Source organism: Pseudocalidococcus azoricus BACA0444, assembly GCF_031729055.1.
Taxonomy (GTDB): Bacteria; Cyanobacteriota; Cyanobacteriia; order Thermosynechococcales; family Thermosynechococcaceae; genus Pseudocalidococcus; species Pseudocalidococcus azoricus.
Map to the genome: position 1 here is coordinate 94,451 of NZ_JAVMIP010000005.1, position 23,210 is coordinate 117,660.

General features: G+C 49.7%; 25 protein-coding genes. 7 read left to right on the plus strand and 18 right to left on the minus strand.

Annotated features, from left to right (window positions below):
- Window position 1 precedes the first annotated feature (1 nt).
- Together RIF25_RS07460 and RIF25_RS07465 are read right to left on the minus strand one after the other, a co-directional pair.
- Window positions 2-403, minus strand: coding sequence for a response regulator (locus RIF25_RS07460; RefSeq protein WP_322877923.1), 402 nt, complete (start codon window positions 401-403; stop codon window positions 2-4).
- Complete coding sequence (locus RIF25_RS07465; protein WP_322877924.1) at window positions 396-1,865, minus strand: sensor histidine kinase; 1,470 nt, start codon at window positions 1,863-1,865, stop codon at window positions 396-398. Before RIF25_RS07465 ends, RIF25_RS07460 begins: the two co-directional genes overlap by 8 nt.
- A 415-nt stretch (window positions 1,866-2,280) precedes the next feature.
- On the opposite strand from RIF25_RS07465, the gene groES reads away from it, so the two are divergent.
- Both groES and groL read left to right on the plus strand, forming a co-directional pair.
- Complete coding sequence (groES, locus tag RIF25_RS07470; RefSeq protein WP_015124241.1) at window positions 2,281-2,592, plus strand: co-chaperone GroES; 312 nt, start codon at window positions 2,281-2,283, stop codon at window positions 2,590-2,592.
- A gap of 78 nt (window positions 2,593-2,670) precedes the next feature.
- Window positions 2,671-4,308: a chaperonin GroEL gene (gene groL / locus RIF25_RS07475; protein WP_322877925.1), complete on the plus strand. Its 1,638-nt coding sequence runs from the start codon at window positions 2,671-2,673 to the stop codon at window positions 4,306-4,308.
- A 365-nt stretch (window positions 4,309-4,673) separates the two neighbouring features.
- Here groL and RIF25_RS07480 read toward each other — a convergent pair whose 3' ends face one another.
- The 5 genes from RIF25_RS07480 to RIF25_RS07500 all read right to left on the minus strand — a co-directional run bounded on the left by RIF25_RS07480 (window position 4,674) and on the right by RIF25_RS07500 (window position 11,215).
- A complete protein-coding gene (locus tag RIF25_RS07480; protein WP_322877926.1) occupies window positions 4,674-6,278 on the minus strand; it encodes a B12-binding domain-containing radical SAM protein in 1,605 nt (534 codons plus the stop codon).
- A gap of 308 nt (window positions 6,279-6,586) precedes the next feature.
- Entirely contained in the window at window positions 6,587-7,099 is a 513-nt protein-coding gene (locus RIF25_RS07485; RefSeq protein WP_322877927.1) for an adenine phosphoribosyltransferase, read from the minus strand.
- 50 nt (window positions 7,100-7,149) lie between these two features.
- Window positions 7,150-8,361 (minus strand): aldehyde dehydrogenase family protein, encoded by a 1,212-nt coding sequence (locus RIF25_RS07490; RefSeq protein ID WP_322877928.1) that lies wholly within the window; start codon window positions 8,359-8,361, stop codon window positions 7,150-7,152.
- 14 nt (window positions 8,362-8,375) lie between these two features.
- Window positions 8,376-8,795 carry a hypothetical protein gene (locus RIF25_RS07495; RefSeq protein WP_322877929.1) on the minus strand — a complete coding sequence of 140 codons (420 nt, stop codon included), beginning with the start codon at window positions 8,793-8,795 and terminating at the stop codon, window positions 8,376-8,378.
- 164 nt (window positions 8,796-8,959) lie between these two features.
- Window positions 8,960-11,215, minus strand: coding sequence for a transglycosylase domain-containing protein (locus RIF25_RS07500; protein ID WP_407682361.1), 2,256 nt, complete (start codon window positions 11,213-11,215; stop codon window positions 8,960-8,962).
- A 227-nt stretch (window positions 11,216-11,442) separates the two neighbouring features.
- Between RIF25_RS07500 and nblR the strand changes: the two genes are divergently transcribed.
- Together nblR and RIF25_RS07510 are read left to right on the plus strand one after the other, a co-directional pair.
- Entirely contained in the window at window positions 11,443-12,138 is a 696-nt protein-coding gene (nblR, locus tag RIF25_RS07505; RefSeq protein ID WP_015124249.1) for a response regulator transcription factor NblR, read from the plus strand.
- Window positions 12,119-12,646, plus strand: a complete 528-nt coding sequence (locus RIF25_RS07510) for a DUF192 domain-containing protein (RefSeq protein WP_322877931.1) — start codon at window positions 12,119-12,121, stop codon at window positions 12,644-12,646. Before nblR ends, RIF25_RS07510 begins: the two co-directional genes overlap by 20 nt.
- Before the next feature lie 9 nt (window positions 12,647-12,655).
- On the opposite strand, the gene RIF25_RS07515 is transcribed toward RIF25_RS07510, so the two are convergent.
- Window positions 12,656-13,249, minus strand: coding sequence for a flavodoxin family protein (locus RIF25_RS07515; protein ID WP_322877932.1), 594 nt, complete (start codon window positions 13,247-13,249; stop codon window positions 12,656-12,658).
- A gap of 170 nt (window positions 13,250-13,419) precedes the next feature.
- Between RIF25_RS07515 and RIF25_RS07520 the strand changes: the two genes are divergently transcribed.
- Window positions 13,420-13,725 (plus strand): winged helix-turn-helix transcriptional regulator, encoded by a 306-nt coding sequence (locus RIF25_RS07520; RefSeq protein ID WP_322877933.1) that lies wholly within the window; start codon window positions 13,420-13,422, stop codon window positions 13,723-13,725.
- Between the two features lie 205 nt (window positions 13,726-13,930).
- Here the strand turns inward: RIF25_RS07520 and RIF25_RS07525 are convergent, their stop codons facing one another.
- Window positions 13,931-14,644, minus strand: a complete 714-nt coding sequence (locus tag RIF25_RS07525) for a DevA family ABC transporter ATP-binding protein (RefSeq protein ID WP_322877934.1) — start codon at window positions 14,642-14,644, stop codon at window positions 13,931-13,933.
- 13 nt (window positions 14,645-14,657) lie between these two features.
- Between RIF25_RS07525 and RIF25_RS07530 the strand changes: the two genes are divergently transcribed.
- The gene (locus tag RIF25_RS07530) at window positions 14,658-14,921 is read left to right on the plus strand and encodes a type II toxin-antitoxin system HicB family antitoxin (protein WP_322877935.1); all 264 of its coding nucleotides are present in this window, start codon (window positions 14,658-14,660) and stop codon (window positions 14,919-14,921) included.
- Here the strand turns inward: RIF25_RS07530 and devC are convergent.
- The 9 genes from devC to RIF25_RS07575 all read right to left on the minus strand — a co-directional run bounded on the left by devC (window position 14,841) and on the right by RIF25_RS07575 (window position 21,637).
- The gene (devC, locus tag RIF25_RS07535) at window positions 14,841-16,004 is read right to left on the minus strand and encodes an ABC transporter permease DevC (RefSeq protein WP_322877936.1); all 1,164 of its coding nucleotides are present in this window, start codon (window positions 16,002-16,004) and stop codon (window positions 14,841-14,843) included. The two genes, RIF25_RS07530 and devC, sit on opposite strands and share 81 nt — an antisense overlap.
- Window positions 16,005-16,015: 11 nt before the next feature.
- Window positions 16,016-16,663 carry a GNAT family N-acetyltransferase gene (locus tag RIF25_RS07540; RefSeq protein WP_322877937.1) on the minus strand — a complete coding sequence of 216 codons (648 nt, stop codon included), beginning with the start codon at window positions 16,661-16,663 and terminating at the stop codon, window positions 16,016-16,018.
- A gap of 25 nt (window positions 16,664-16,688) precedes the next feature.
- Window positions 16,689-16,883, minus strand: a complete 195-nt coding sequence (locus tag RIF25_RS07545; protein ID WP_322877938.1) for a hypothetical protein — start codon at window positions 16,881-16,883, stop codon at window positions 16,689-16,691.
- A gap of 41 nt (window positions 16,884-16,924) precedes the next feature.
- The gene (locus RIF25_RS07550) at window positions 16,925-17,284 is read right to left on the minus strand and encodes a DUF2834 domain-containing protein (RefSeq protein ID WP_322877939.1); all 360 of its coding nucleotides are present in this window, start codon (window positions 17,282-17,284) and stop codon (window positions 16,925-16,927) included.
- A 4-nt stretch (window positions 17,285-17,288) separates the two neighbouring features.
- On the minus strand, window positions 17,289-18,500 hold the full coding sequence (locus RIF25_RS07555) for an ABC exporter membrane fusion protein (protein ID WP_322877940.1): 1,212 nt from the start codon (window positions 18,498-18,500) through the stop codon (window positions 17,289-17,291).
- Window positions 18,490-19,086, minus strand: coding sequence for a TetR/AcrR family transcriptional regulator (locus tag RIF25_RS07560; RefSeq protein WP_322877941.1), 597 nt, complete (start codon window positions 19,084-19,086; stop codon window positions 18,490-18,492). Before RIF25_RS07560 ends, RIF25_RS07555 begins: the two co-directional genes overlap by 11 nt.
- Before the next feature lie 240 nt (window positions 19,087-19,326).
- Complete coding sequence (locus RIF25_RS07565; RefSeq protein ID WP_322877942.1) at window positions 19,327-20,193, minus strand: branched-chain amino acid ABC transporter permease; 867 nt, start codon at window positions 20,191-20,193, stop codon at window positions 19,327-19,329.
- A gap of 91 nt (window positions 20,194-20,284) precedes the next feature.
- Window positions 20,285-20,944, minus strand: coding sequence for a Mo-dependent nitrogenase C-terminal domain-containing protein (locus RIF25_RS07570; RefSeq protein ID WP_322877943.1), 660 nt, complete (start codon window positions 20,942-20,944; stop codon window positions 20,285-20,287).
- A gap of 237 nt (window positions 20,945-21,181) precedes the next feature.
- Window positions 21,182-21,637, minus strand: coding sequence for a peptidoglycan-binding domain-containing protein (locus RIF25_RS07575; RefSeq protein ID WP_322877944.1), 456 nt, complete (start codon window positions 21,635-21,637; stop codon window positions 21,182-21,184).
- Window positions 21,638-21,800: 163 nt separating this feature from the next.
- On the opposite strand from RIF25_RS07575, the gene leuC reads away from it, so the two are divergent.
- The gene (leuC, locus tag RIF25_RS07580; protein ID WP_322877945.1) at window positions 21,801-23,207 is read left to right on the plus strand and encodes a 3-isopropylmalate dehydratase large subunit; all 1,407 of its coding nucleotides are present in this window, start codon (window positions 21,801-21,803) and stop codon (window positions 23,205-23,207) included.
- Window positions 23,208-23,210: the final 3 nt, after the last annotated feature.

The window sequence follows — 23,210 nt, forward strand, 5'->3', positions numbered from 1 at the left end:
CTCAAAACGGCTGTGGTCCCAGGCCCGAAATAATCGTCTCTACCAACTCCTCACTATGCCAGGGTTTACTTAAACAACGGTGAAGATTAGCTTGCTCAAGGGCCCGTTGGACTGCACTTTCATCGGCCTGGCCCGTCAGCATTACCTTCACAACTTTAGGAAACTTTTGATGCACTTGGATCAAAAATTCATCTCCCCGCACCCGCGGCATCAGCCAATCGGAAACAATCACAATCACATCGGAATTTTCATCTTGGAGTTCATCAATCAGTTCCATGGCTTCATCGGCACTCTCGGCAGTTTCATAGAGATATTTATCGCCAAATGCGTTTTTGAGTTGGGTGCGTAAACTTTCCAAAATCACCCGTTCATCATCCACACATAAAATTACTGGCTTAGGCATGGCCCACAGACTCCTGAACAGGTAGGGTAATGGTAAAGGTCGTTTCCCCAGGCCGGGAGTTGACGTTAATTGTTCCCTGGTGTTTATCAACAATTTTGCGGACAATATCTAAACCCAGGCCATTGCCCTCCCCAATTGGCTTTGTGGTAAAAAAGGGTTCAAAAATCCGCGGCATAACTGCATCGGGAATTCCCGGCCCACTATCGGTAATTTGAATTGCAATGGCCTGGGGTTGGTTTTTAACCTGGATTTGGAGGCGACCCCGTTCGTCCATGGCCTGGAGGGCATTGTGTACCAAATTCGTCCACACCTGGGTTAATTCATCGGGATAACAGGGAATCAAGGGGACTGGCTCATACTCCCGAATTACCTCGACTCCATGTTTCAGTTTGTTGTGGTACAGGGTTAAGACCGTCTCAATTCCATCCGTCACCTGCGCCACCACTTTTTGACCACTCTGATCAAAACGGGCATAGGTTTTCAAGGCAAAAACGACTTTGGCGGCCCGTTCAATTGCGGTGGTAATCGTGTGGGTGCTGCGTTCTAATAGGGCTAATTGATGAGCTAGCTCGATGACCTCTAACCCAGTTGGGGCCTGGAGCAAAGGTAAAAACGGGGTTAAATCTCCCAGGACTCCAATATCAATCAGGGTATCTGCCCAACCATCAGCATTTTCCAGGCCCAGTTCATCGAGAATGGGAGTCATGCGCCGTTTATGTTGCCGTCGCTCGCGACTGGAGAGTTGCAATGTATCCTGGAGGCAAGACTGTCTTAGGGATGTAAAGGCCGCAAACAATTCGGGGGAGAGGTTCCGCAGTACATCTGGCAAAGTTGGGAGGGTGCGCTGAGCAAATAAATCAATGGTCTCAATGGAGGAGCGAATGGCCCCCAAGGGCGTATTAATTTCATGGGCCACCCCCGCCACTAACTGCCCCAAAGCCGCCATCTTCTCGGAATGAACGAGTTCCCGCTGCGTGTTTTGGAGTTGGCTTAAGGCTTCAGCAAGTTCTTGATTTCGTTGTTGGAGACGGGCTTCCGTGGACTTGAGTTGATCCATCGCCAAGCGTTGTTGAGTAATATCGCGCACAAAACCTTCATAATATTGGACTTGTCCCTGTTGATCCCGCACCACCCGACAGGTTTCAGAAATCCAAATAATGCTCCGATCCCGCCGATAAATTGCCGATTCAAAATCAGTCAGGGTATCCTGCTCGGCCATCAAGGTAATAAACTCTTGCCGTCGCTGGGGTTCCACATACAAACCGGCCTTAGCATTGGGTTGATCTTGAATTAAAGCCTCTGGGGACTCATAACCATAAATTTTTGCCAACGAATAGTTAGCTCGAATATAGCGTCCAGCCAAATCCGTCTGGAAAATCCCTTCGGCAGCATTCTCGAAAATACTCCGAAATGCTAACTCTGATGAACTTAAGTCTCTAACCCCAGTGTGGCTTTCAAACATGGTAGTCAGTGTTTTCCTCAGGCGATTGACCGACCCAAAGCATGGCCCAGGTGAATGATTGCAGTATATCGAAGTCTTATTCCTTAAAGACATCTGTCCTCAAGTCTCCTGGGTACAACTTCCGAGAACTTGACCTTGTATCAAGCCCTTGTCTAAATAAATTCACCCATCAAGACCCTAGTTCGGGAAGCCGTACTCAAGATGTGATTGCTATGAATAGGGGTTTCTCGGTAAGTTAGCAGTCAGAGGTGAAGAGTGCTAAATCTCGACTGATGCTCTTAATGAAGCTTTGGGACTTGGCAGTTAATTTTCCATCCTAACGAGTTTGGGGCCGCTGATGTGCATCAGTTTCCTAAACTTGTTCATCACCCTCCTTTTACTCAATCAACTCTAATTGTTGGGAGACATAGTCCGTATGGCAGCAGTATCTTTGAGTGTTTCAACGGTAAAACCCCTCGGTGACCGGATTTTTATCAAGGTCAGTGAAGCCGAAGCTAAAACCGCGGGTGGGATTCTTTTACCCGATAATGCCCAAGAAAAACCTCAAGTGGGAGAAGTCACCGCCGTGGGGCCTGGGAAACGTAGTGATGACGGCACTCGCCAAGAACTCGATGTCAAAGTTGGCGATAAAGTTCTTTACTCCAAATACGCCGGCACCGAAGTTAAGTTGGCGGGTGAAGAATATATTCTCTTGTCCGAAAAAGACATCCTGGCAGTTGTGGCCTAAGTTTGCTCCCGTGAGCACCTCACACATCTTTTTGCATCAATCAAACCATTGTTGAATTGTTGAAACAGGAATAAACCTATGGCTAAGCGGATCATTTACAACGAAAACGCCCGGCGCGCCCTGGAAAAAGGGATGGATATTTTGGCCGAATCAGTCGCCGTCACCCTCGGGCCCAAAGGTCGGAACGTCGTTTTGGAGAAAAAATTTGGTGCCCCCCAAATCGTCAATGACGGTGTCACCATTGCCAAAGAAATCGAACTTGAAGATCACATTGAAAACACCGGTGTGGCCTTAATTCGGCAAGCAGCTTCTAAAACCAACGATGCCGCTGGCGACGGTACTACCACTGCCACTGTGTTGGCCCATGCCATGGTCAAAGAAGGCCTGCGGAACGTTGCGGCCGGGGCTAACCCGATCTCCTTAAAGCGTGGGATTGATAAAGCCACCCAATACCTCGTGGACAAAATCGCGGCCCATGCCCGGCAAGTGGAAGATTCTAAGTCCATTGCCCAAGTCGCTGCCATCTCCGCTGGGAACGATGAAGAAGTCGGTCAAATGATCGCCTCGGCTATGGATAAAGTCGGTAAGGAAGGGGTTATCTCCCTGGAAGAAGGCAAATCCATGACGACCGAATTGGAAGTTACCGAAGGGATGCGCTTTGACAAAGGCTATATCTCTCCCTACTTCGCCACCGACACCGAGCGGATGGAAGCGGTTTTAGATGAGCCATTTATCTTGATCACCGACAAGAAAATCACCCTTGTCCAAGATTTAGTCCCGATTCTGGAGCAAGTCGCCCGCTCTGGTCGTCCCTTGGTAATCATTGCTGAAGACATCGAAAAAGAAGCCTTGGCTACCTTGGTCGTGAACCGGCTCCGGGGTGTCTTGAATGTGGCCGCTGTGAAAGCCCCTGGATTTGGCGATCGCCGCAAAGCCATGCTCGAAGATATTGCTGTCCTGACTGGTGGTCAAGTGATTACTGAAGATGCTGGCTTGAAACTCGACGCTGCCAAGTTGGAAATGTTGGGGAAAGCTCGCCGGATCACGATCACCAAAGACACCACCACCTTGGTTGCGGAAGGCAACGAGAAAGCCGTTAAAGCCCGCTGTGAGCAAATCCGTCGGCAAATGGAAGAAACCGATTCTTCCTACGACAAAGAGAAGCTGCAAGAACGCTTGGCTAAACTGGCCGGTGGTGTGGCCGTGATCAAAGTCGGGGCTGCTACCGAAACCGAAATGAAGGATCGCAAACTCCGCTTGGAAGATGCCATCAACGCCACCAAAGCTGCGGTGGAAGAAGGGATTGTTCCTGGTGGTGGGACGACTTTGGCGCACTTAGGTCCTGATTTGGGTGCTTGGGCTGCTGCCAACTTGACCGCTGAGGAATTGATCGGGGCTGGGATTGTGGAGCGGGCCTTAACTGCACCTCTGCGCCGGATTGCTGAGAATGCCGGTCAAAATGGCGCGATCATCTCGGAGCGGGTGAAAGAGAAAGACTTCAATGTTGGCTATGATGCGGCCATCAATGAGTTTGTCGATATGTTCACCGCTGGGATTGTTGACCCTGCTAAAGTTACTCGGTCGGCCTTGCAAAATGCGGCTTCTATCGCTGGCATGGTTTTGACTACTGAGTGCATCATCGTTGACAAACCCGAACCCAAAGACGCTGCTCCTGCTGGGGCCGGTGCGGGCATGGGTGGAGACTTTGACTACTAAGACCCTAACTGGGACTTTTAGTTAACGTTAAAACTCAACGATCCAAAATGAGTTAATCAACTTGAAGGCGGAGGTATTCACTTCCGTCTTTTTGTTTTGGAGTTGAAGTACATCTTCAGAAGCCGATACAGTCAACCGAGAAAATGTTGAACTGGTATTATAGTGTTACGCAGACTGTTCTGAGAGAGTGGAAATGTCAAAAGACTGCTCATAAAGGATTTTCTGACTTGTCCCCATCTCACCCTCAATGAGTAACGCTATATTTTCAAGCAAGCTGGGTAAGACGATGATCGCCATCCAGGCCAAGCATGACTACCCGATCATCTTCCTAGTACTTTCCATGCCTTAGAAGTCTCGGTCTAATCCTAGGCAGCAGATTGAGCCGCAACAGGAGTCGCGAGGGATTGGGGTTGTTGGGCCAGGTATGCCGCAAGTTGGGCTTCAATTTCTCCCCGTACCCGCTGACGATAGTCAATAAAGTGTTCGGCCTGGGCGCAAACGGATAAATAACTGACGACCACTATGGGATACTGCCAGGCCAAGCTGATTAAATTTAACCAAAATTGCCAACGGGTGGAGCGGAGAATCCCTTGTCGCCAAATCAGGATAAGCAAGGCGCGAATGGCCACCCAATCAATGGCCCATTTTTCTCGGGCCTGGGGCCGTTTGGCATAGTTTCGCTTCCGGGCTGCTCCTAAGATGAGGAAGTGGCGATAGGTGCGGTTTAAAAAGGTCAGGGGTTCATACAGTTGCCAAAAGCCATCAATGTACTCTTGGGCAATTTCTTCGATGGGGCGAGTTGGGGTAAAGTTCATCAACGTGACTTGGTTGCCTGTCCCCTCCCCAGCGGCGCGTAGACGACCTTCCCGGTTGAGGCGATGCCAGAGCGCAGTGTCAGGGAGGGCCTGGAGCATACTAAACATGGCTGTGGGAATGGTAGTTTCCTCGACAAATTTGACCACCCGTTGTCCGGCCCCAGATTTTTCACCATCAAAGCCAATAATAAAACCAGCCATGACCCGTAACCCGGCCTGGCTAATGGACAACACAGATTCCACCAGGGGATCCCGATTGTTCTGGAATTTTTTTGTTAAGGCCAAACTATCACTATCGGGGGTCTCAATCCCTAAAAACACCGTGCCAAAATTAGCCTCCACCATCAGTTGCATTAACTCAGCATCTTGGGCCAAGTCTACAGAGGCTTCTGTGCCAAAGGAAAATGGATAGGCCCGCTCAGCTAGCCAAGGTTTGAGTGCTTTGAGCAACAGTTTGACGTTTCGCTTATTGCCGATGAAGTTATCATCCACAACAAAAATACTTTTGCGCCACCCTAAGTCGTAAAGAGATTGCAATTCAGCCAGGAGTTGCTCTGGGGTTTTTGTCCGGGGTTTACGGCCGTAAAGGACGATAATGTCGCAAAATTCACATTGAAAGGGGCAACCGCGGGAAAACTGGACAGACATCTCCGCATAGGCTGATAAATCCAGTAAATCAAACCGCGGAATTGGGGTGGCCGTCACATCGGGGCGTTCACCATTGGCTCGAAAAATCCCGCTCGTTTCCCCTTTTTCTAAGGCCTCCACAAACATCGGCAGGGTAATTTCCCCTTCATCCAAAATCAGGAAATCCGCCCCCGCAGCTAGGCTTTCTTCGGGCAAGGCGGTTGCATAGGGGCCACCCACCGCAACTAATTTTCCCTCGGCCTTAGCGGCTTGAATCTGGGCAGCAAAATCAGCTTTTTGGACAATCATCGCCGATAAAATCACCACATCTGCCCAGGCCCATTCGGCGGTGGTTACGTCTCGGACATTGCGATCCACCAACTTGAAATTCCAGGCCTGGGGCAGTAATGCCGCGACCGTAATCATCCCTAAGGGGGGCAATTGAGCCTTGAGATTGACAAGTTCTAAGGTTTTTTCAAAGGACCAGAAGCTCTGGGGGAACTGGGGATAAATTAAAAGAATGTTCATTTAGAAAAAACCGAAAATTAAGAGCCTAAAGTAAAAATACTTATTGCCTGCATCATAACCTGTCCCTCCCGAAAACCCTAATTAATAGCCATCAAAATCCTAATTATGTTCATAGAAATAGATCCAGGCCGAGGGGAGAGACCGGCACAAGCCTGTGATGTAGATGGAGAAGACAGCCTTGCCCATGGCCGGCTAAACCTGTGATGAGTCCAAATCCGCTGGTATCCCTATCCTAACCAACCCTCAACCCCTTCACCCGATTCTGGAGCTTGCGGGGAGTTACCCCCCGTTCCGTTGGACAAGCGACTTTAGTAAGTGACTAGGGTTTTAATGGGCACATCCGGGAGTAATTTCCGCCCCCCTAAATCTTCTAACTCGACAATAAAGGCAAAGCCAGCCAGTTCCCCCTGGGCCTGGTCAACCAGTTGGGCGGCGGCGGCGGCGGTTCCTCCGGTGGCCATCAGATCATCCACAATCAGCACGCGACTCCCTGGTTGAACGGCATCTTGGTGAATTTGGAGTTTATCGGTGCCATACTCCAAGCTGTATTCGACACTATACACGGCCTGGCAAAGCTTACCAGGTTTACGAATTGGGATAAATCCGGCTCCTAGGCGATAGGCTAAGGGCGCGCCGAAGATAAACCCCCGCGACTCGATCCCAGCAATATAGTCAATTCCCGCATCAACATGGTGATCATGGAGTTGGTCAATCACATAGCGCAGGCCCGCTTCATTTTGCAGGAGGGTGGTGATATCCCGAAATAAAATTCCAGGCTTAGGAAAATCAGGCACATCACGGATTAACGATTTTAAGTCCATAGGGTTAACTCCTCAGTTCCGCCCCAAATCCTAACTGATTATCGGGATAGTTAAGCAAAAAATAACCGTTGATGGCTAACCAATTGCCCCAGACCCACCAGGCCCCGATACAGTCCCGCTTGGGCAGAAATCCCTAGGGATAATGTTTCTAAGCGAGAAAACTCTGGGGGCCGATTCAACCAAATTTGGGGTGAGCGTATCCGTTGGCTGAGGGTTAAACATTCTCGGTAAGATTCACTGGCAACGGCACAAACCGGACCGCGACCATACTGATTGATCCAAGTAATTCCAGCTTCCAAATTGGGTACGGCTTCAAAGGCGACAATTTTCTTGAGATAAGCGCCTTGCCATTCCTCTGCATCCACTATCTTGAATTGCCCAAATTCGGCTTTTAATGCCGTTCCCAACCGGATCTCAAAGCCCTGTTGTCCCAAACTATCCCAGAGCCAGGCCAGGAGAGAGCGATTTAACTCCGGTGGGACTAGAACTTTTTCAATGGCGACTACTGCATCCGGCTCGGCCTGGTGACTCCGGTAAATCATTTCTAAGACCAGTTCCGGCTGGCCGGATGTCCCCCAAAATAGATAGTTATTTCCAATCGCAATGGGAAGGGTTTGGCCACTAGTTTGCTGCTGGACTTGCCAGACAAAACTGGGACGGCCATAGGGAATGAGCAAATTCAGACCGGATGGAGTTGCCGTAATATCCTTCAGCGGGACTTCAGGGGCAAGGGATTGAATGGTGGTGATCGGGAGGTTAGCTTTGGCCAAGGCTGTATGGATTAAATCCAGCAAGGCCTGGTTGGTGTAGCTCGTTTCTGGTGAGGGGCGCACAATTAAGGCATTACCAGTTTTAAGACATAGACTGGCCGTTAGCAATGACATCAAGGGAAACCCTTCATAGACCAGGCCAACTAGACCAATAGGAATGGGAAACATATGCCCAGCCATGCCTTGAGAAACTGCCAGTGGATCCGGGGCCGATAACAGTCGCTCTAACCAGGCCCCACCCATCTTTACGCGTTCGTGGGTCAGCCGTAACCAGGCCAAAATGGTTGGGGACGTTGCTAAATCGCGGCTGGATTCTAGGTCAAGGGTATTGGCTTCTAAAATGGCTGAGGTATTCTCCCGTAATTGTTGTCCAAGAAGATACAGAACCTGATTACGGACAGCGGCCGAACAAGTGGCAATCACTGGCTGGGCCTGGTGGGCAGCAGTAAAACATTCGGCAACGGACAGAGGTACGGGGCAGGAATGGGTCATTCTGTCATTATCGACTAGTGGCGGGAGAGCGCAACCCAGATCAGCAGGGCCGGGAAGAGCGTCATTGCAATGGACAGAACGACCCAAATCATGATTTCCAGTTTTAGTGAGGCTTGGAACAGGAGCGGCACCCAGAGCAAAATGGGCAAAAGTAAGAAGATCAGTAGCCCCAAGGTATAAAGCCAAGGCTGATCTCCCAGACCCCGCCGGAGGGCTTGCCACTGTAAGCCTGTCCAATACCAAATCCGCTTGTAAGGATAGGTGACGACTAATTGTTCAATGGAATAGCCATCGGGACGGACAACAAAAATTTGCTGGCAGCGTTGACACCCCAAAGCCTCGGTTAAGACGATTGGGATTAATTCCCCATTTTGGCGACAGGGACAAGGGTAGTGAGCAGCGGGGTCAACCTTGTGGGCGTTCGGGAGCGTCACGGGATAGTTTGCAAACACTTAAGTTAAAAATTCACCGGACAATTTTGCCGAAAAGCAGGCCCCTCTAGCATACAAACTGCATTCAGAAATATGCCAGGCCCAGAAACCATTTGCAACATTTTTCTCCTAAGGTTTAAGCCTTCCCAGGCCGGTATCCGCTGCTCCTAACGTAAAATCTGGCCCATAAAATCTCCCCAAATTGCCGCTGCATCCCCACTACTGCCCTGAGTTGGACTATTGTTATCATTGCCAAGCCAGACCCCAGTTAAGACATTCCGGCTGGGGACATAGCCAATAAACCATAAATCTCGATAGTCGTTGGTGGTTCCCGTTTTACCCGCCGCCCTTAGGCCAATGGCCGCCGCCCGTCCCGTTCCTGCTCGAACAACTGCCGTTAGGGCCTGGGTCATGGTTGCAGCCACATCAGCCGGCACAACAGGTTCCCCCCCTAAGTCTTGGGCATCCCGCTCAAAAATGATCCGACAGGTCTGGAAATCATCGGGGTTAGAGCAATCTCCACCATCTTGAACACGACTAATCGTTATGGGAGGCAAGTAACGGCCTTGATTCGCTAAAACGGACAGCGCGCTACACATTTCTAGAAGAGTGGTCTCATTTTGCCCCAAAACCAGGCCTGGGACAGCTTGCAATGGACTTTTAATTCCCATTCGGTGAGCTAAATCCACCACTCGCTGTAAACCAACGTCTTGGGCCAGACGCAGAGCAATGGGGTTTTCAGAAAGGGCAAGACCCCGGTATAAATCCATCGCCCCACTGCCATGCCGACAGCCTGCAAACTGCTGCCCTTGCCAGAAAAACGGCCCGCAGGAGTAGGTTTGCCCCAGGGAAATTCCCCGCATTAAGGCGGCCGTAAATAAAATCACCTTAAAGGTTGAACCCGGTTGTCGCTGGGCCTGGGTAGCCCGATTAAATTGGCTTTGGCCATAGTCTTTCCCCCCCACTAAAGCTGCAATCAGTCCCGTTTCCGGATGGATAGTTAGGATTGCCCCTTGCCCAATCCCGGCAGAATTGCCCCATTTTTGCAAGTTGTCCTTCAGGGTTTTTTCCGCTCGCTTCTGCCAGTCCAGGTTTAACCCGGTCGTGACAATTAAATTACCTTCCTGGGCTAAGTCCTTTCCCAACAAATGGGCTAAATCGGCATACACCTGATCCGTGTAGTAGGCGGCCGGTTGGATAGCTAGGGCTTTTTCAGCCTCTGGACTGACTTCAATGCGTGAGCGGCGGGCCCGATCTGCTTCTGCAACGGAAATATAGCCCTGTTCAGCCATCCGACTGATGACCCGATTGCGATAATCAATGGCCGCGTCATAGTCCCGAATCGGATTAAAGCTATTGGGGGCCGGCAAAATTCCCACTAGGGTCGCCGCTTCAGCCAGGGTTAGCTCCTTAGGTGGCTTATTGAAATAAAACCTCGCTGCATCGGCAAAACCATTATTTCCCAGGCCCAGATAGACCCGATTTAAATAGGCCAGTAACAACTCATCTTTGCTGTAGGTGGCTTCTAACTTAAGGGCGACGACCATTTCCCGGAGTTTGCGCCCTAAGGAATCTTCACTACCCACATAATTGCGATAGAGCGTCCGGGCCACCTGTTGCGTCAGAGTACTGGCCCCTTCCCGCAGTTCACCCCCGCTGAGATTAGTCAGGCCTGCCCGGAAAATGCCAATCGGATCTACCCCAAAATGCCAGTAGTAACGACTATCTTCCGAGGCCATGACTCCCTTGGCCAGGTAAGGCGAATAGTCGGAAAGTTGGCGGAGTTCCACATGGGGATGTTGCTCCACAGGGGCGAGGGGTTTGCCATCGGCTGACAAAATAATCACTGGCCCTTGGGTCATTGCAGGTAAAGGGCGCACCGGAATTTTGATCCATTCAACTCCCAACCAGACCAGACCCAGACCGACTAAAGCGGCGGTTCCACCCAGGCCCCAGATGAAAATTTTGACGGGTAAGGGGGGCGGATTTAAAAAAGTCAGTTGGACAGCTCGGGCCTCATCTGGGGGGCCTAAGGTCAATGTATCGCCATCATGTAATTCGCCCACTTCTATTCGGCGGCGACCGCGAAAAATACCATTACTAGAATCTAAATCCTCAATCTGAAAAACAGAACTACCCGGCCCTAACCGAGTTAACTGGGCATGAACGCCACTGACAATAGAGCTATCAATTTTAATATCCGCCTTGGTCTGACTGCGGCCGAGAATGTAGCGATCTCCTAAGAGAGGGTAAGGTTGGGCCTGGCCAGATTCGGGATCAAAGACCTCAAGGGTCGGAACGTGAGCCTGCTGTTTAAGATGAATCCGACTCCAATCAAATTGGGCCTGGGCAGCTTGCAGGGCCTGGGTGACGGTTTGGGTGAAGTTTTTCAGCAAGGGAGTCGCAGAAAATCGGCTTGTCATTCCAGCATATCGAGTCACAGAGCTTCTGAAAAAAGTTAAATTCCTACTAGAAAGAAGAAATATAGCGGATCATTTCAGCCAATGCAGACGTAATGAGTCCATCTAATGCTGCTAACTTGAGTTTTGCCCCAGGCCATTGATTGACTCTTAGCAACTAACGGCAGGGAGTGGCAACTTGTAGGCTACCCTAGACCTTAGGCCTCTCACGTCAAAGAAGTTATGCCCTAATGGAACCGACTCCGGCCAATATTCAGCCCCGTATTCTCTTGATCAGTAGTAACTCGACTCTGGCCCAGTCCATGGGGCATGACTTACAAGTAGCTGGCTATGATCCGGTGGTGGCTACATCAGGAGTGGAGTGTGGATTGGCCCTTGATCACTGGCAGCCGTCTTTAATTGTCATTGATACGATTGTTGGCAAAACTAGCGGATTGGATCTCTGCCAGGATTTACGTCAACAGGGAGTTACTCTACCCTTGTTGATTATCACCCATCGGGATGGAGTGGAGGAACGAGTTGCTTCTCTGGTTGCGGGTGCCGATGACTATATCCTCATGCCCTATAACCCCCAAAGTTTTCTCGTTTTGGTGGAGTTTTATCTACAACCAGCCCAAGAAAGTAATGAACTGTTGCGGTTTGATAATTTAACCCTTGACTTAGCCACACGCCGGGCTGAACGGAATGGGCGGATGATTGAGTTAACCATGAAGGAATACGAACTGCTGAAATACCTCATGGAACATCCGCGACAGGTTCTCAGTCGGGAGCAGATATTAGAAAATGTCTGGGGCTACGACTTCATGGGCGAATCCAATGTGATTGAAGTATATGTCCGCTACTTACGGATCAAAATTGAAGACGAAAGTGATAAACGGCTTATTCATACAGTCCGAGGGGTGGGGTATGTTCTCCGGGAAGCGTAACGGGTGGATTGGGGGAGTCTGCCTATTGGCTCTTTTAGCCTTAACAATCTTCAGTCCCATATTGCTCGTGAACTCCCAGGCTACCCCCAATGGGTTAATGGTTAAGGCCCAAACCTTACCGATTACCGCCCAGGCCGTGATTGGTAATGCTGTCATTAATCTGGAAGTCGCCCGCACCTTACCGGAACAAAGCAAAGGCCTGATGTATCGCACAGAACTAGCCCCGGATCGGGGGATGCTATTTCCCTTTAGTCCACCGCAACCCGTCAGCTTTTGGATGAAAAACTGTTTGATCCCCCTGGATATGATTTTTTTACGCCAAGGCCAGGTCATTGGAATTACGGCCCATGTTCCCCCCTGCCAAGAAAATCCTTGTCCTGTTTATCCATCTCCAGGCCCCGTTGATGCGGTTTTAGAAATTGGGGCCGGACAAGCAGGGATATTGGGGGTGCAAGTCGGCGACAGAATTCAGATTAAAAAAGTAAGTTCATTAGTATCCCTGGCTTAACCCAAATATTTAGGGGCAGGAATTCCAGCGTTTCACTGCCACGGCTAGACGCTGCCCAAACTGGTGAGCCGTAATTGTATCTCCTGGATCGAGTGTAGCCGCTGTCCCGCCAGGGCCCATTGGACTTTGGCCCATTACCCCTAGAAATGACCCCAAACGGTTAACGCCATCATCCTTGCCGATGTAGTGACTTGGTAAATCCCCAGCTCCGACCCAAATCATGCTGTGTTGGGCCGCATTAATTGCCAGATAAAGCAATGTTCCCTGTTTATCGCCACTGAGAGAACTGGAATGGGTAAACCCAGCCGCAATTTTATCTTTCCACTGTTGAGAAAACCAGGCCTCGCTAGATGCATCAATAAATGCCTTAAACTGGGCTGCGACACCCCCCATATAGGTTGGGCTGCCAAAAACGATACCTTGGGCTTGGTTCAGCTTGGCCATGATTTGTGGCTCTTGCCAGCGACCATTGACAATCTGCTCACCCGTAATTCTCAGTAATTCTACTGGCACACCACTTCCCTCAACTCCGACGGCAATAGCTTCCGCCAATAGGTGAGTATGTCCCCCTCCAGAGAAATAGACAATAGCAATACTTGACATGAAGACCTCGCTAGCAATCGCTGTATAGAGACTATCTGATTCTAAGAAAGAACACTTACTAAAGTAAAGTAGATACTATAAAGTAACTAAGAATGTTGTTGGTAACTAGAGGAATTGAGCGGGTGAGACAAGGAGCTTCTGAAGACCAGGTTTGCCCATTGAGTCGCCTAATGACTGTTCTGTCTGGCCCCTGGACACTGTATTTGATTTGGGTGCTGTCTCAGCAGGGAGCAACTCGCTTTGGTGTCTTGAGGCAAGAGATTTCCGGAATTTCAACAAAGATGCTAACCGAACGATTGCGGATGCTGGAGCGAGAAGGGATAATTCAACGACATTACCAGGCCACCATTCCACCTCAGGTGAGTTATGATCTGACGGACAAGGGAGCAGAACTAATTGCTATTCTGGGAGATTTATATAGCTTGGCTGAACGTTGGTATGGTGAATCTTCAGAGGCAGCCCATTGCCTTAATTAATTTTGAGAAATAATTATTATGTCCCAGTTATTGAAGAGCTTGGTCAAGAGTAACGGGTAGTCTGCTTAACATTGGGTTATTATCCATTGACTTATCTCCCATGCTCAAAAGGTTCTGAGAGTTGAGCCTATTCTGGTCATGCCTTATTCCCATGTCTACTCCCAAGCTACCAGGTACACACCTGCGTTATGCCAGAGTGAGCGACTCAGGATATGGACTTAGTTGTAGCTGTATTTTGCGACAGTCTGCCATCTTCCATGTAAATGATTCGATCAGCAACATCGAGAATCCGGTTATCGTGAGTCACAATCAAAATCGTACAGCCCTGTTCTTTGGCAAGGGTTTGCATGAGTTCCACCACATCCCGACCGGATTTTTTATCTAAAGCAGCGGTGGGTTCATCAGCGAGGACAATTTTGGGGCGACTGGCTAAGGCTCTGGCAATGGCGACCCGTTGTTTTTGCCCACCCGATAAATCATGGGGAAAATAATCCACCCGATGCTCCAGGCCAACTGCTTCTAACATAGAAACCGCTTGCTGATCCAAATCCCCATTGAGATAGTGCTCATGAAGTTCGAGGGACATGCGGACATTTTGTTTTGCCGTTAAAAAAGACATCAAGTTATGGGCCTGGAAAATATAGCCAATGTTGCTCCGGAGTTTCGTCAGTTGTGGTTTAGTTGCCCCGTTTATTTCCTGTTGTAAAATCTGCAAGCTCCCCGATTGGGCCGACCGCAACCCTCCCATTAATGTTAGCAGCGTTGTTTTTCCAGAACCCGATGGCCCCGTCATAATCACAATTTCCCCGGCCTGGATTTCTAAGTTGATGTCAAACAGCACTTGTTTGCGGGTGTTATCGCTACCAAAGAAATGATCTAAGTTGTGGATTTTGATCACTGGGGCTTGAGTTGTCGTCATAACCTACAACTCCATGAAACAAGAATTTACGGTAGGAATTTGGCAAGAAGGGAATTGGTATGTTGCTCAGTGTTTAGAAATTGATCTGGCCAGCCAAGGGAGAACGGAATCAGAAGCCTTAGCCAATATCCAAGAAGCCATTGAACTGTTTTTAGAACCTCCCACACCTGAGATCAAACCCTATCCCGATCTGTTTTTAGAAAATATCGGCCGGATCTGCCGCTTGGAGTTTTCGCATGGCAATCACGCCGGAGATAAAACACATGAAAACCGTTAAAACAAACACATTCACCGCCCGCTCTGTTTTCATGAAAATGGGCAGCATCGTGGCGGCATAGGTAACTTGATAGAGGCCCGTTGCTAAAGCCAAACTTGGAATAAATCCTAAGACTGCCAAAATCAGAGCTTCTTGCATTAATACGCCGAGTAAATAGTTATCGCCATAGCCCATTGCTTTTAAGGTGGCATACTCGGGTAAGTGGTCGGAAACATCAGAATAAAGAATTTGATAAACAATCACAATTCCGACAATAAAGCCCATGATTACCCCCAGGCCAAAGATGAAGCCAATCCCGGTTCCTTCTGCCCAATAGGTGCGCTCAATCTTGGCAAATTCTTCGATGGTTAAAACATTGATATTGCTCGGTAAATGCTGGCGTAACTCCTTTTGAACTTCTAATAAGTCTGCACCCGGTTGAAGATGAATTAACCCGACTTCAATTTGCTCTGGATTGCGATTGAATAGGTGTAAAAATGTCGAATCACTGGCAATCACATTTCCATCGGCGGCAAAAGAGGCTCCCATCGTAAACAGGCCGGCGACTTGAATCCGTTTCGTGCCAATTTCGGTTTCTAAGGGCTTTCCCGATTGATAGAGTTGGGCGATATTGCCAAATTCGGGGCGGCCGGCCTGGTCATAGATCACCTGTCCCAAGGGTTTAATCTGGTCGAGGTTACTGTTGACATCGGGTAAATTAAACGGTGATTGGGCCGGATCAATGCCCCAGACTAAGATATTTCGACTGAGGCGAGTTTCGGGATTGCGCCATTGCCCCGTGGAAAAGTAGAGCGGACTGACTGACTTGACATCAGGAATGGCTAAGGCTTGGTAAAGATGCTCGCGGGCAAAACTTTGGACAGAAAAGAGGGTTTGTAGTTGCGGGTTAACCAGGACTAAATCGGCATTCAGGGCCATGTGGGGCTTGACCGCGGCATCCATTAAGGCTCCTTCAAACCCCATTTGGATAAAAATCAACATATCGGCAAAGGCAATCCCGGCAAGGGCGACGAAAAAGCGACTTTTCTGCCGAGTCAGTTGCAACCAGGCCAGGGGAGTTTTTTTCCAGAATTTGCGAAACATCTACAGAAGCCTCAGAGGGGTTGGGGTTGGCGAATCATGGTCCAAAAGGGAATATCAGTCTGACCTAAACATTCCTGGCGTTGAATCCGAAAGCCGAGTTTTTCATAGAAATTGACCGCCGCCTGGGTTCCGGTTTCTAGATAACAAGCCCGCTCGGTTTGGTCGGCCTGGGTGAGGATCGGTTGCAGGAGTTGTCGGGCAATCCCTTGACCTTGAAATGCTGGGGCCACGCCCAAAATCATCAAATACCAATGGGGATCGGGCAAATCTTGATGGCGATATTTCTCGAATTGCATCAAATGGTTTAACCGTTGCCAGCCTGGCCAACCCAGTAAAAACGGCATTTTGTAATACCCGGCCTGTAAAAACCGCCACCAATGAATGTTTGTTTCGCCGGGGGGAATCCAGGCCGCCACGCCTTTGATCTCATCGGGAGTCGTATAGGTTTGGCGATAGGGCAGGGCATAGTTGACGGTGGTGGCACAAAATTGACGAATTAAGGACTCTTGGCGTGATTCATTGGCCCCGGGGATGAGATATTGCAAAAATGGGTAGTCAGCAAAGGCCTGGGTGAGGGCATCAATGGCTTGAGGCAGATCGGTGCGGGTTAAATGGGCTGTGGTCGTGGCCTGGTTGAGATAGGGGTAAACGATGGTCATAATTTCTCCTAAAAGTTGAATAAAATTACAAAAACCACCAGGGTAAATCATCCAAAAAGGCGTAAATTTCCAGATAATTGAGCAACCCCAATGCATAGAGCAGTCGAGCTTTTTCCTGATGGATGGCAGTTTGATCTTCAAGCCAGATGAGCTTACCGATTGCGGATACGAGGATGAACCAAGGCGAGAGATATTGCTTCAGGGCTTGATGCAGGGGCATGGTGTCATACCTGTTAAATCGAATGTTCGTTATGCTTCAGGTCAAAGCAAGGCGTTACGTTGGGTTGAATCAAGATGAGACTGACGGATTAACAAAAATAGGGGTAAACCCAGGGAAACACCGACCGTGACGCTGGCCACTAAAGGCAACCAAAGGGAGGAGAGATTTAATCGCCTGCCTTCAACTAAGATCAAAGCCCAGAGAGCAACAAGAGAGACTCCCACATCAAAGCCAAACATACTGGCGGCTGGGTTAGCGAAAACCTGTTGGAAAAATAGGACTACATCCAGGCCATAATCCTTAATAAAGCGTACAAGTTGGACAACTGGCAAAACAGTTCCGAGTAAACATAAGCAGAGATAGGTCAATTGAAGTTTAGTCTGGGGCCAAGAGATCATCATTACCTCACCTCGATTGAATTAGTTGGGAAACTGGTTCTGAAACTTGAATCGCGGTCTGGACTTGGAGATTACTGAAACGAGCGGCGATGGGACTAGATTCGGGAGAGAGTTGGATTTTGACTTCCACAACCCGCCGATCTAGGTTTTCCCCCGGTTGATTGCTGAAAATGGCCTGCCGTTCCACCTGTTGCCCAATTTCAACTACCGTACCCGTGAGTTGATCCGCAAAGGCTTGGCCGGTAATCGTGGCCGTTTGTCCAGGCCGGACGCGAGCAATATCCGTTTGATAGACTTCGGCCACGACCATCATTTGTTGGGTGGTGCCTAAACTGACGATGCCATCATCCCCCAAGGATTCCCCCGGCCGGACATGGACTTTTAAGACGGTGCCATTGATCGGGGAGCGAATATAGGCCTGTTCCAATTGGGTTTGCAGTTGGCGTTGATTGGCAATGGCGCGTTCGACTTCGGCCTGGGCGACTTGAATATCCACCGGCCGCACTTCCGCAATCTGGTTTAAGGTGGCGTTGGCTTCCCGTTGTTGGGCCGCCAGGGTATTCATGGAACGACTGAGGGCGGCTTGGGCTTCCTTGAGTTGGGCCTGGGCCATTTCTAAATCCAAACGCTTCGCATCTAATTGGGAGGTGGAAATGGCTCCCTCTTGGTAGATGGCATAAAAGCGTTCATATTCTGACTGAGCAATCCGAACTTGGGACTGCCAGCGGGCAATGGTGGCTTTTTGGGTAGCAATGGTTCCCTCCAGATCGGCATTGACGCGAGTGATCGTGGCTTGCTGGGCTTGAATTGCCCCGGATTTGGCTCCGGCTTTAACTTGGGCAAGGCGGGCCTGGGCCACTTTAACGTCCTGCTGGGCCTGGTTGAGCGCGGCCTGGAGTCGCTGGGCAGAATCTAGCACTGCAATCACTTGCCCGGTTTTGACCTGATCTCCCCGTTTGACCCGTAATTCCGCCACTCGATCCCCATCCAAGGCCAAGGGAGCGGCAACTTGTATCACTTCTGAGAGAGGTTCTAGGCGGCCAAGGGCAGTAACTTGGGGGGGTGGGCTGGGGGTTAGGGGGATTTCACTCTCGCGCTTGGCCTGGGAAAATTGAGCAACTTGGTTCATGCCATAGGCAATAATTCCGCCAGTCACAACTAAAAGACTGCCCACTAAAAGGGGGACTTTCCAACCCTTAGGCTTCCATTTAACCAACATCACCCTGACTCCTTACCTGCTGGTGGTCGAGATAGGTCGTAATCACATGGCGCATTAAGGCTAATTGTTCGGTCATCGAAACGGCTTCTCCCTCAAACATTCGGTGCATTAAAAGGCCATCCACAAAACACATCAGTAAGCGAATCAGCCGCCGATCCTCCAGTTTGAGCACATCCACCAAGGCCTGTTCCACATGGTCTGAAACTTGCTTTAAGGCGGCATTTTGTTGGACTTTATCGGCCCCCTGCTGCTGATAAAACTCAATTGAAATTAACGTTTGTTGCCGACAGCGGGCCTCGTTGCGCTCCAGAAATCCAAAAGCAGCCTCAAGACGTTCGCCAAAGGTGGGGAGTTTTTCAAGTTCAGCGGCAAAGCTGTAAATGTCCTGCTCAACCATGTCTGCTACCAGTTGCTCGAATAAATCCTCCTTACTAGAAAAATAGTGATAGAGCGTACCCGTGGAAACCCCCAAGGCCTGGGCAATTTGGCGCATGGTCAAGGCGGCGTACCCCTGCTCGGCAAATAAGTCAAAGCATTGATTCAACAACTCACGGCGGTATTGGTCATGGTCAACAATCTTGGGCATTGGGGTAATTCTAGGAACAGTTTTTTATTATCTCGAACGTTCGTTATTTAACAAAATTTAAGCATTGTGTAAAAATCTTGTCAAGAGCCAGAAAATGTGATTTTTTTATAGCGTTCAACACATTTTATTTAACCAATGGAACCCTTTAATACCTTGCTGATCAGGCTTTTTGGGCTTGCCTATTTTTATTTCTTAATCGGCAATACTAGCCGGCTCAAAATAATCACCTAAGATCCAGTCTTATAATGTGCCGCGAAATAACCCTTGGGGGCGGACAAGCAGGACTAACATCATTAAAACTAGAGCTACGGCTAACTTATACTCAGTCGGGATAAACAATGTACTCAATTCCTGAGCAACCCCAATAATTAAGGCCCCCGCAATTGCGCCATAGGGGTTGCCAATGCCACCGAGAATCACGGCTGCAAACATCGGCAAGATTAAAAACCAGCCCATATTGGGACGAATTGCCGTAATCAGGCCATAGAGACCCCCACTGACCCCTGTTAGCACCCCCGTAATCCCCCAAGTCCAGAGGACAACTCGCTCCACATCAATTCCGGTCACCCGAGCTAGATCTAGATCATCCGCCACAGCCCGCATTGCCTTGCCAACTTTGGTGCGTTGCAATAATAGGTGAATGCCAATAATTGCTAAGACTGCCAGGCCCATGACAATTAGGTTGTAATAGACAACTTTAATGCCACCGAGATCAATGGCTGGGACAATCGGCAGTCGGAGGGATTTATTTTCCCCACCCCAAATCAGAATCACCCCATTGCGAATAAACAGAGACAGGCCGATGGAAATAATTACCAGGGTTGTGGATGTAGCCCGTCGGGTTCGCATCGGGGCCCAAATTAGTTTTTCGCAGATCACCATCCCTAAAGCTGTTAAAGCTGCCCCAATCCCAATGGCTGGCCAAATGGATAATCCGGCTCCGTTAGCGACCAAAATGAAATAAGCTCCCAAGGTCATAAAGTCACCGTGGGCAAAGTTCGGTAGGCGTAAAATTCCAAAGGTCAAGCTAAGACCAATGGCCGCTAAAGCAATAATCGAACCCAGGGCCAGGCCATTAACGAACAGTTGTGCAATCGTTTGTGTCATGTATTTATAGAAGGATTGGGAAGCGAGAAGTGAGTTAACGTCTTTTGTGCGGCGATCTACTATGTTCTCGTTCCTCTTTTCTCCCGTTAGTTTAGCAGTAGGGGGTGATATCCTCTTGACACTCATCCGCCAGATAACTCAAGGCCCGAAACCGCAGCCCCACTAATTGGTCATAGAGAGGATTAAGTTTGCACAGGGGTGGGATATGGACAATTTTGCGACCAAAGAGTTTTATATCTCGTTCAAAAGGACATTGGGGCGGAATCAGCCGACAGAGGAATTTGGCCACTTTCGGATCATGAACTTGCATCCCATCTAGCCAATGCCGCATCGGATCTAGGGGGTGAATGCCATCTTGGGAAATAAGGTCTTCGTGCTGACCATCAAGAGTAAGGCGGAGATTTTCGAGGGCCGGGATTTTTAAGCCGAGGGCCTGGCAGTAGGTTTGAACCACATCATCCTCGGCCTGGGAATACACGCCATTGGCTAACCCAACCATGACGGCGGTACGCAAAAAATTTTCCGCCAGACTACCATCGGCTCCTAAGGCGGTTTTCAGTTCTGTGGGAGTCAAGGGTTGAACGTGATCTAAATCCAGGCCGGGGGTAATTTGCTCCTGCATCAGATTGGCAATCAGGTCTTTTTCTTCCGGGTCAAAATGCCCATCGGCCCAGGCCACGCTGAGGAGCCCCCGTAACCATATCCCAACTTGCTCCGGCGAAAGCTGACTGGGTGTAACCGTTTCTGGCATACCAACCTCAATAAACAGGACAAAAAAGAAAATCTATAGGATCACCCTGATCAAGCCAGACAGCAATAAATCGGGAAACCTCGGTTAGGCTGCTTTTCCCTTCACACAGTGGGTATAACCCTATAAGCTGAAAATTTTGAATAAACTTGCTTAAATCAGGAATCTAGGTCAATTTTACCCCAGGCCCCTGAGGGAGAATTACACCCCTGCGGGAAAACATGATCACATCGGCTAAGCTTATTTTGCTCGATTGCATAATAATGCCCAGGTCAGCCGCTCCACAACCCCGGTGATATCTAACTTATGTTTGCGCTGAAACTCGGCCACCGCTTCCTTGGTCTTTGCATCAAAAATCCCCTGGCGTTCGACCCGATAGCCGTTCACCTGGAGTAAGGTTTGTAATTGATAGACATCCCGGCCGGTTAAGCCTTGGCGTAGGATCCGCTCTCCCAGGGGGACTTTATCCTTGAGGGAAAACCACGTTTCTGGCCCCGCCACGCCATCAATCCGTAGGCCAAATTTCCGCTGATAACGCTTTAGTGCTTCTTCGGTGCGACTGCCAAAATCCCCATCCACCTTGAGGGTAAACCCGTGGGCCTTGAGTAATTCCTGTAACTCCACCACATCCGGCCCAACTGACCAGGGATAGAGCGTTGGCCCTGTTAAGGCATAGGGTGAGATTGAGCCAGTCATAGATCGTCAGAAAGGGGCAGCGATAAAAGGCAACAGGCAGCAAGGAACTCTTCCCAAAGCATAGGCACTTTTAGCAAAATTTAGCCCAGGCCCAGGAATTTTAGCCCAGCGGTTATAATTAGTAGCTTAGGATACTTAATCTTCACCCCACAGCAATAACGCCATGAGTCGCGGCACACTTTTCGACAAGGTTTGGGATTTACATACCGTTAGCACCCTTCCCTCTGGGCAAACTCAGCTTTTTATTGGCTTGCATTTAATCCACGAAGTCACCAGTCCCCAGGCCTTTGCCATGATTCGGGAGCGGAAGTTACCAGTCCTATTCCCCAACCGCACAGTCGCCACTGTGGATCACATTGTCCCCACCGATAACCAGGCCCGCCCCCTAGCCGACTCCTTAGCCGAAGAAATGCTCCAGGCCCTTGAGAAAAACTGCCAGGATTACAATATTCGTTTCTATGGCATTGGTTCGGGGAATCAAGGGATTGTCCATGTCATTGCCCCAGAGCAAGGCTTAACTCAACCGGGGATGACCATTGCTTGCGGGGATAGCCATACTTCTACCCACGGGGCGTTTGGGGCGATTGCCTTTGGAATTGGGACGAGTCAAGTTCGTGATGTTCTTGCTTCGCAAACCCTAGCCTTGGCCAAGCTCAAAGTCCGCAAGATTGAGGTCAATGGCAGTCTTCGTCCGGGTGTCTATGCCAAGGATGTAATTTTGCACATTATCCGTAAGCTTGGAGTCAAGGGTGGGGTGGGCTATGCCTACGAATTTGCGGGTTCAACCTTTGCCCAGATGACAATGGAAGAGCGGATGACGGTGTGCAATATGGCCATTGAAGGCGGGGCCCGCTGTGGTTACGTTAATCCCGATCAAGTCACATTTGATTATCTTCAGGGTCGAGATCAGGCGCCAAAAGGTGAGGCCTGGGAGCAAGCCGTGGCCTGGTGGCAGAGTTTAGCAAGTGACCCCGATGCGGTCTATGACGATGGGGTGGTCTTTGATGCGGCTGAGATTCCACCGACTGTCACCTGGGGCATTACTCCCGGCCAAGGAATTGGGGTCAATGAGCCGATCCCGGAGCCTAAGTATTTACCCGATTCGGAAAAAGCCCTCGCTCAAGAAGCCTATACCTATATGCAACTAGAACCCGGTCAACCGATCCAAGGGACAAAAGTTGATGTTTGCTTTATTGGCAGTTGCACCAATGGGCGGATTAGTGATCTTCGGGAAGCAGCCAAAATTGCCCAAGGCCGTCAGGTTGCCCCAGGGATTAAAGCCTTTGTCGTCCCAGGTTCAGAGCGGGTGAAGGAAGCGGCCGAGGCAGAGGGCCTGGATCAAATTTTTACCGCCGCTGGATTTGAATGGCGCGAACCTGGCTGTTCCATGTGTTTAGCCATGAATCCCGATAAACTCCAAGGCAGTCAAATCAGTGCTTCCTCTTCTAACCGTAATTTCAAGGGTCGGCAGGGATCGGCTTCAGGACGGACATTATTGATGAGTCCAGCGATGGTCGTGGCCGCGGCGGTGACGGGGCAGGTGACAGATGTGCGGGAATTGTTGAATTAAGGA

What these genes read in the sequence shown, in the direction of transcription:
- RIF25_RS07465 (WP_322877924.1), bottom strand. Translation starts at nt 1,865, where the DNA reads ATGTTTGAAAGCCACACTGGGGTTAGAGACTTAAGTTCATCAGAGTTA.
- RIF25_RS07530 (WP_322877935.1), top strand. Translation starts at nt 14,658, where the DNA reads ATGAAACAAGAATTTACGGTAGGAATTTGGCAAGAAGGGAATTGGTAT.
- RIF25_RS07500 (WP_407682361.1), bottom strand. Translation starts at nt 11,215, where the DNA reads ATGACAAGCCGATTTTCTGCGACTCCCTTGCTGAAAAACTTCACCCAA.
- RIF25_RS07560 (WP_322877941.1), bottom strand. Translation starts at nt 19,086, where the DNA reads ATGCCCAAGATTGTTGACCATGACCAATACCGCCGTGAGTTGTTGAAT.
- RIF25_RS07510 (WP_322877931.1), top strand. Translation starts at nt 12,119, where the DNA reads ATGTTCTCCGGGAAGCGTAACGGGTGGATTGGGGGAGTCTGCCTATTG.
- RIF25_RS07540 (WP_322877937.1), bottom strand. Translation starts at nt 16,663, where the DNA reads ATGACCATCGTTTACCCCTATCTCAACCAGGCCACGACCACAGCCCAT.
- RIF25_RS07545 (WP_322877938.1), bottom strand. Translation starts at nt 16,883, where the DNA reads ATGCCCCTGCATCAAGCCCTGAAGCAATATCTCTCGCCTTGGTTCATC.
- RIF25_RS07460 (WP_322877923.1), bottom strand. Translation starts at nt 403, where the DNA reads ATGCCTAAGCCAGTAATTTTATGTGTGGATGATGAACGGGTGATTTTG.
- leuC (WP_322877945.1), top strand. Translation starts at nt 21,801, where the DNA reads ATGAGTCGCGGCACACTTTTCGACAAGGTTTGGGATTTACATACCGTT.
- nblR (WP_015124249.1), top strand. Translation starts at nt 11,443, where the DNA reads ATGGAACCGACTCCGGCCAATATTCAGCCCCGTATTCTCTTGATCAGT.
- groL (WP_322877925.1), top strand. Translation starts at nt 2,671, where the DNA reads ATGGCTAAGCGGATCATTTACAACGAAAACGCCCGGCGCGCCCTGGAA.
- RIF25_RS07520 (WP_322877933.1), top strand. Translation starts at nt 13,420, where the DNA reads ATGACTGTTCTGTCTGGCCCCTGGACACTGTATTTGATTTGGGTGCTG.
- RIF25_RS07485 (WP_322877927.1), bottom strand. Translation starts at nt 7,099, where the DNA reads ATGGACTTAAAATCGTTAATCCGTGATGTGCCTGATTTTCCTAAGCCT.
- devC (WP_322877936.1), bottom strand. Translation starts at nt 16,004, where the DNA reads ATGTTTCGCAAATTCTGGAAAAAAACTCCCCTGGCCTGGTTGCAACTG.
- RIF25_RS07570 (WP_322877943.1), bottom strand. Translation starts at nt 20,944, where the DNA reads ATGCCAGAAACGGTTACACCCAGTCAGCTTTCGCCGGAGCAAGTTGGG.
- RIF25_RS07525 (WP_322877934.1), bottom strand. Translation starts at nt 14,644, where the DNA reads ATGACGACAACTCAAGCCCCAGTGATCAAAATCCACAACTTAGATCAT.
- RIF25_RS07565 (WP_322877942.1), bottom strand. Translation starts at nt 20,193, where the DNA reads ATGACACAAACGATTGCACAACTGTTCGTTAATGGCCTGGCCCTGGGT.
- RIF25_RS07480 (WP_322877926.1), bottom strand. Translation starts at nt 6,278, where the DNA reads ATGAACATTCTTTTAATTTATCCCCAGTTCCCCCAGAGCTTCTGGTCC.
- RIF25_RS07555 (WP_322877940.1), bottom strand. Translation starts at nt 18,500, where the DNA reads ATGTTGGTTAAATGGAAGCCTAAGGGTTGGAAAGTCCCCCTTTTAGTG.
- RIF25_RS07515 (WP_322877932.1), bottom strand. Translation starts at nt 13,249, where the DNA reads ATGTCAAGTATTGCTATTGTCTATTTCTCTGGAGGGGGACATACTCAC.
- RIF25_RS07490 (WP_322877928.1), bottom strand. Translation starts at nt 8,361, where the DNA reads ATGACCCATTCCTGCCCCGTACCTCTGTCCGTTGCCGAATGTTTTACT.
- groES (WP_015124241.1), top strand. Translation starts at nt 2,281, where the DNA reads ATGGCAGCAGTATCTTTGAGTGTTTCAACGGTAAAACCCCTCGGTGAC.
- RIF25_RS07550 (WP_322877939.1), bottom strand. Translation starts at nt 17,284, where the DNA reads ATGATGATCTCTTGGCCCCAGACTAAACTTCAATTGACCTATCTCTGC.
- RIF25_RS07575 (WP_322877944.1), bottom strand. Translation starts at nt 21,637, where the DNA reads ATGACTGGCTCAATCTCACCCTATGCCTTAACAGGGCCAACGCTCTAT.